Source organism: Kitasatospora sp. NPDC059571 (genome assembly GCF_042735675.1).
In the GTDB taxonomy this organism is placed as follows: domain Bacteria; phylum Actinomycetota; class Actinomycetes; order Streptomycetales; family Streptomycetaceae; genus Kitasatospora.
Window position 1 is genome coordinate 1 of the sequence record NZ_JBHWBW010000480.1, and the last position, 6,058, is coordinate 6,058.

Consider the following 6,058-nt stretch of genomic DNA (forward strand, 5'->3'; position numbering starts at 1 on the left):
CGCTAAAAGCCACGATCGTACCGCAGCCCGGGCCCCCCGGCCCCCCGGCCTCGGGGGCCCCGGGGCGGGGCGCCGCCGCTCCCGGCCCCGCACGGGTCAGAGGGCGGCCGCCGCAGCGTCCATCGCCTTGAGGATGCGCTTCTCCGACACCGGCGAGGGCGTGCCCAGCCCCTGGGCGAAGAAGCTCACCCGCAGCTCCTCGATCATCCAGCGGATCGCCCGGATCTCCGCGGACGGCTGCCGGCCGGCCGGCACCCGGGCCAGCAGCTCGCCGTACGCCTGCTGGACGCCCTGCACCTTCAGCAGGTGCTGGGCGTCCCGCTGCGGGTGCTCGGGCAGCGCCTCCAGCCGGCGGGCGACCGCCAGCAGATAGCGCTTCAGGTCGGGCAGCCGCTGCCAGCCCGTCCCGGCGACGAACCCCGGGTGCACCAGCGAGGCCAGGTGCAGCCGGACGTCGTTCACCGCGTTCAGCAGCACCGGGCTGGAGACCGCCTTCAGCCGGGTGGACGCCCGGTGGAAGGCGATCAGGGCGGTCGCCGTCTTCAGCGTGGTGTCCGCCGACAGGTCGTACAGGTCGGCCCGCACCTTGTCGAAGAGCGCGGTGAACGCCGCCTCGTCCCAGGCCGGGCCGCCGTTCAGCTCCATCAGCCGGTCGACCGCCGCCGCCACCACGTCCTCGAACAGTGCCGGGATCGACCCGTGCGGGTTGTACGAGAGCGCGAGCTTCGCCTGGTTGCCGAGCCGGCCCTGGATCGACTTCGCCGGGGAGTTCACCCCGAGCATCAGCAGCCGGCGGGTGCCCGCCCACATCGCCTGCTGCTGCGCCTCCGGGGTGTCGAAGAGCCGGACGGCCACCGAGCCGCCCTCGTCCACCAGCGCCGGGTAGGCGCGCATCGAGTGGCCGCGGGAGCGCTGCTCGAAGGTGCGCTGGAGCACCGGCAGCCCGGCCGGCCAGGCGGTCAGCCCGGCCTGCTCGATCCCGCGCCCCTCGGCGGCGCTGGAGAGCGTCGCGGAGAGCTTGGGCCGCAGGCCGCGGCGGAGCTCCTCCAGGTCCTTGGACTCGGCGAGCTTCTTCTTCCCGTCGACCACCCGGAAGGTGACCTTGAGGTGGTCGGGCACCCGCTCGTCGTCCCAAGCCTCCGGCGGGACGACCACGCCGCCCATCCGGTGCAGGATCCGCTCCAGGGTCGGCAGCAGCGGCTCCTGGCGGTCCTTCACCTCGCGCAGCGCGGCGGCCGCGAAGTCCGGCGCGGGCACGAAGTTGCGGCGGATCGCCTTCGGCAGCGACTTGATCCAGGCGGTGACCAGCTCGGCCCGCAGACCCGGGATCTGCCAGTCGAAGCCCTCGTCGGTGACCTGGTTGAGCACCGGCAGCGGGATGTGCACGGTGACGCCGTCCGCGTCGCTGCCCGGCTCGAACTGGTACGTGAGCCTGAAGCGGAGCTTGCCCTGCTGCCAGTGGTCCGGGTAGTCGGCCTCGGTGATGCCGCCCGCGGCCTCGTTGATCAGCATCGACTTCTCGAAGTTCAGCAGGTCCGGCTGCTCGTGCCGGGCCTTCTTCCACCAGGAGTCGAAGTGCCGGGTGGAGACGATCTGCTCCGGCAGCCGGGCGTCGTAGAAGTCGAACAGGGTCTGGTCGTCGACCATGATGTCCCGGCGGCGGGCCCGGTTCTCCAGCTCCTCGACCTCGCCGAGCAGCTTGCGGTTCTCCGCGAAGAACCGGTGGTGGGTCTCCCAGTCGCCCTCGACCAGGGCGTTGCGGATGAACAGCTCCCGGCACAGCTCCGGGTCGATCCGTCCGTAGTTGACCTTGCGCTGCGCGACGACCGGCATCCCGTACAGGGTCACCTTCTCGAACGCCAGGACCGCGCCGGCCTTCTTCTCCCAGTGCGGCTCGCTGTACGACCGCTTGATCAGGTGGCCGGCCAGCGGCTCCACCCACTCGGGCTCGATCTTCGCGTTGATCCGCGCCCACAACCGGGACGTCTCCACCAGCTCGGCGGACATCACCCAGCGCGGCGGCTTCTTGAACAGGCCGGAGCCGGGGAAGACCGCGAACCGGGCCCCGCGGGCCCCGCCGTACTCGCGCTTCTCCACGTCGTACAGGCCGAGGTGCGAGAGCAGCCCGGAGAGCAGCGCCTGGTGGATCCGGTCGGCATCGGGCTCGGCATCCGGGTGCGGCTCGTCGATCGTCACCCCGAGCTGCTTGGCGACCGTCCGCAGCTGGACGTAGACGTCCTGCCACTCGCGTATCCGCAGGTAGTTCAGGAACTCCGACTTGCACATCCGGCGGAACGCCGAGGAGGACAGCTCCTTCTGCTGCTCCCTGACGTAGCGCCACATCGAGAGGTAGGAGAGGAAGTCCGAGGTCTCCGAGGTGAACCGGCGGTGCCGGTCGTCGGCGGCCTGGCGCTTCTCCGCCGGGCGCTCGCGCGGGTCCTGGATGGACAGCGCGGCGGCGATCACCATGACGTCCCGGACGCAGCCGAGCCGGTCCGCCTCCAGCACCATCCGGGCCATCCGCGGGTCGACCGGCAGCTGGGCGAGCTTGCGGCCCAGCGGGGTGAGCCGCTTGCGGTGGTCCTTCTCCGCCGGGTCGAGCGCGCCGAGCTCGTGCAGCAGGTTGACGCCGTCCTTGATGTTCCGCGAGTCCGGCGGGTCCAGGAACGGGAAGGCGGCGATGTCGCCCAGGCCGGCCGCCGTCATCTGCAGGATGACCGAGGCCAGGTTGGTGCGCAGGATCTCCGCGTCGGTGAACTCCGGGCGGGAGAGGAAGTCCTCCTCCGAGTACAGCCGGATGCAGATGCCGTCCGAGGTACGGCCGCAGCGGCCCTTGCGCTGGTTGGCGCTGGCCTGGCTGACCGCCTCGATCGGCAGCCGCTGCACCTTGGTGCGGTGGCTGTATCGCGAGATCCGGGCGGTGCCCGGGTCGATCACGTACTTGATGCCGGGGACGGTCAGCGAGGTCTCGGCCACGTTGGTGGCGAGCACCACCCGGCGGCTGTTCGAGCGCTGGAAGACCCGGTGCTGCTCGGCCGAGGACAGCCGCGCGTACAGCGGCAGCACCTCGGTGAACTTCAGCTTCATCCGGTTGAGGGCGTCCGCGGTGTCGCGGATCTCGCGCTCGCCGGAGAGGAACACCAGGATGTCGCCCGGGCCCTCCGCCTGCAGCTCCTCCACCGCGTCGCAGACCGCCTGCACCTGGTCGCGGTCCCGGTCGACCTCGTCGTCCTCGGCCCCGTCCTCGATGATCGGGCGGTAGCGGACCTCGACCGGGTAGGTGCGGCCGGAGACCTCGACGATCGGCGCGTCGCCGAAGTGCGCGGCGAACCGCTCCGGATCGATCGTCGCGGAGGTGATCACGACCTTGAGGTCGGGGCGGCGCGGCAGCAGCTGCTTGAGGTAGCCGAGCAGGAAGTCGATGTTGAGGCTGCGCTCGTGCGCCTCGTCGATGATCAGCGTGTCGTACTGGCGCAGCTCGCGGTCGGTCTGGATCTCCGCGAGCAGGATGCCGTCGGTCATCAGCTTGACCAGGGTGTCCTGGCCGACCTGGTCGGTGAAGCGGACCTTCCAGCCGACCGCCTCGCCGAGCGGGGTGGCCAGCTCCTCGGCGACCCGCTCGGCCACCGTCCGGGCCGCGATCCGGCGCGGCTGGGTGTGGCCGACCAGGCCCTTCACCCCGCGGCCGAGCTCCAGGCAGATCTTCGGGATCTGGGTGGTCTTGCCGGAGCCGGTCTCGCCCGCGACGATCACCACCTGGTGGTCGCGGATCGCCGCCAGGATCTCGTCCTTCTTCTGGCTGACCGGCAGCTCCTCGGGGTACCGGATCTCCGGCACGGCGGCGCGGCGCTGCTCGACCCGCAGCTCGGCCCTGGCGATGTCCGCCGACAGCTCTTCGGCGATCTTCTGCCGGGCCTCCGGGCTGCGCACCCGCCGCGTGCCGTCCAGCCGCCGGCCGATCCGCTGCTGGTCGCGGAGCATCAGCTCGGGCAGCCTGGCGGCCAGCTCCGCGAAGGCGGGTGCACCGGCGGGCTGGGCTACGGGAGAACTCACTGCGGGCATCCCTCTAGGTTCGCAAGGAGGCACGTGCGGGCGCACCTCGGTTTTCGAGCCCCTCCAGTGTCACAGCCCAGGGTGGCGAAGGGCGAACAGGCACCCGACCGCGCCGCGGGGAACCGCCGGCCGTACCCGTTCGTCCCCGCACCGGGGTGCCCGGACGGGCCGGGCGCCCCGTGGAACGGGAAGGGGCAGTGTCATGGCGGGGGAGTTCGACGCGCACGAGCGGGCGATGTGGGCGGGCCGGGCCGGGGCGTACGCCCGGAGTTTCGCCACGCTGTGCGCGGGGGCGGTGCCGGAGCTGGTCGCCGCCTCCGGCGCGGCCGAGGGCGTCGAGCTGCTGGACGCGGGGACGGGCCCGGGTACGGCGGCCGCCGCCGCGCAGCGCCTCGGCGCCCGGGTCACCGCGGTCGACGCCGAACCGAGCATGGTGGAGCTGGCCGCCGCGAACCTGCCGGGGGCGCCGGTGCACCACGCGGTGCTGCCGCGGCTCCCCTTCGCGGACGCCTCGTTCGACGCGGTGGTGGCCAACTTCGTGCTCAACCACGTCGAGGACCCGGTCGCGTCGCTGACCGAGCTGCGCCGGGTGACCCGGCCGGGCGGGCGCCTCGCGGTGACAATCTGGGCGTCGGCGGCCAACCGCGCGATGAGCCTGTTCGGCGAGGCGCTGGCCGCGGCGGGGGTGGAGCGGCCGGCCTCCCCGACCCTGCCCGTGGACTTCGAGCGCACCCCGGAGGGGTTCGCCGGGCTGCTGGCCGAGGCCGGCTGGGCGGACGCGGCCGGCCGGGAGCTGCGGTGGACGCACCGGGTGGGGGCCGAGGAGTTCTGGGCCGGGGCGGCCGAGGGGATGGCGTCGTTCGGCCAGGTGATCGCGGCGCAGCCGCCGGCCGGCGTCGCCCTGGTCAAGGGCCACTACGACCGGCTGGCGGCCGAGCGGACGGACGCGGACGGCCTGCTGGCGCTGCCGGCGGTGGCGGTGCTCGCGGTGGGCCGCCGCTGACGGTCCGCCGTCTGCAGCGGCTCTCCCCCGCGGATGGCCGGTGGGCTAGCCTTTTGACCGACTATCAGCCTGGAGTTCGAAGAGGTCATGGGGGAACGGCTGTGGGACTGTGGGACGACGTCAAGGATCTGGGCAGCGCCGCGGTGCACGTCGCCGAGGACGTCTTCTGGGCCCCGACCAAGATCACGCACTGGGTGCTCACCAAGATGTTCGGCGACCCTGACGCCGAGCTGAACAAGTACGCCGCCGAGCTCGAGCAGATGAGCAAGGAGGTCGAGGCGTTCGGCAAGGAGATCGGGACGGCGCTGAGCCACCTCACCTGGCACGGCCCGGCGGCCGACGCGTTCGTCGCGCACGCCCAGGGCAGGGTCAAGGAGCTGAACACCGTCGCCGACGAGCTGGGCGACCTCGGCAAGGCGATCAAGTCGCTCGCCGACGCGTTCTGACCGCCCGACCGTCCCGCATCCACACCGTACGAGGGAGAACCGCCCCGTGGGCGACCAGTTCGGAGTCCAGCTGCAGGAGCTGGCCAAGATCCAGAGCGACTTCCAGAAGATCAACCAGCGGATGACCGCGATGACCCAGCAGGTCGAGGCCATCAAGTCGGCCGTCGCCAAGGCCGCCACGATGGACCTGGAGGCCGGGATGCTGCCCGGCGTCGGCAACTTCCTCGCGGTCGCCTTCGACGTCGCGTACAAGGTCAAGACCATCAAGGAGAAGGCCGACGCGCTGGCCGAGACCAAGAAGCAGCTCACCCAGGACATCGCCGAGGACGCGCAGAAGATCAAGCAGGTGATGGCCGAGTACCAGGCCATCGAGAAGAAGATCCAGGACGGCCTCCACAAGATCACCGGCGGGGGTGAGCAGACCCCGGCGCCGCCGCAGGGGGGCGGGGGGGGGCCCACCGGGATAGAACGGGCGGGGGGGGGGCGCCGCGGTGGTGACGGCGGAGGCCAGGGGGGCCCCGGCGGGGGGCGCCGCGGTGGGCGCGGGGCGGTCTAC

The 6,058-nt window shown here is 72.2% G+C and carries 3 protein-coding genes and 1 pseudogene; 3 read left to right on the top strand and 1 reads right to left on the bottom strand.

The window, feature by feature from the left end:
- Positions 1–96 precede the first annotated feature (96 nt).
- The gene (gene hrpA, locus ACFV0G_RS33395) at positions 97–4,062 is read right to left on the bottom strand and encodes an ATP-dependent RNA helicase HrpA (protein WP_380556106.1); all 3,966 of its coding nucleotides are present in this window, start codon (positions 4,060–4,062) and stop codon (positions 97–99) included.
- A gap of 193 nt (positions 4,063–4,255) precedes the next feature.
- Between hrpA and ACFV0G_RS33400 the strand changes: the two genes are divergently transcribed.
- From ACFV0G_RS33400 to ACFV0G_RS33410, 3 genes and pseudogenes are all read left to right on the top strand, one after another.
- On the top strand, positions 4,256–5,056 hold the full coding sequence (locus ACFV0G_RS33400; protein WP_380556108.1) for a class I SAM-dependent methyltransferase: 801 nt from the start codon (positions 4,256–4,258) through the stop codon (positions 5,054–5,056).
- A 101-nt stretch (positions 5,057–5,157) separates the two neighbouring features.
- A complete protein-coding gene (locus tag ACFV0G_RS33405; protein ID WP_380556110.1) occupies positions 5,158–5,502 on the top strand; it encodes a WXG100 family type VII secretion target in 345 nt (114 codons plus the stop codon).
- A 46-nt stretch (positions 5,503–5,548) separates the two neighbouring features.
- Positions 5,549–6,058, top strand: a pseudogene (locus ACFV0G_RS33410) (hypothetical protein); the annotation flags it as partial.

Coding starts and splice junctions, on each gene's coding strand:
- ACFV0G_RS33400 (WP_380556108.1), top strand. CDS start 4,256: ATGGCGGGGGAGTTCGACGCGCACGAGCGGGCGATGTGGGCGGGCCGG.
- hrpA (WP_380556106.1), bottom strand. CDS start 4,062: ATGCCCGCAGTGAGTTCTCCCGTAGCCCAGCCCGCCGGTGCACCCGCC.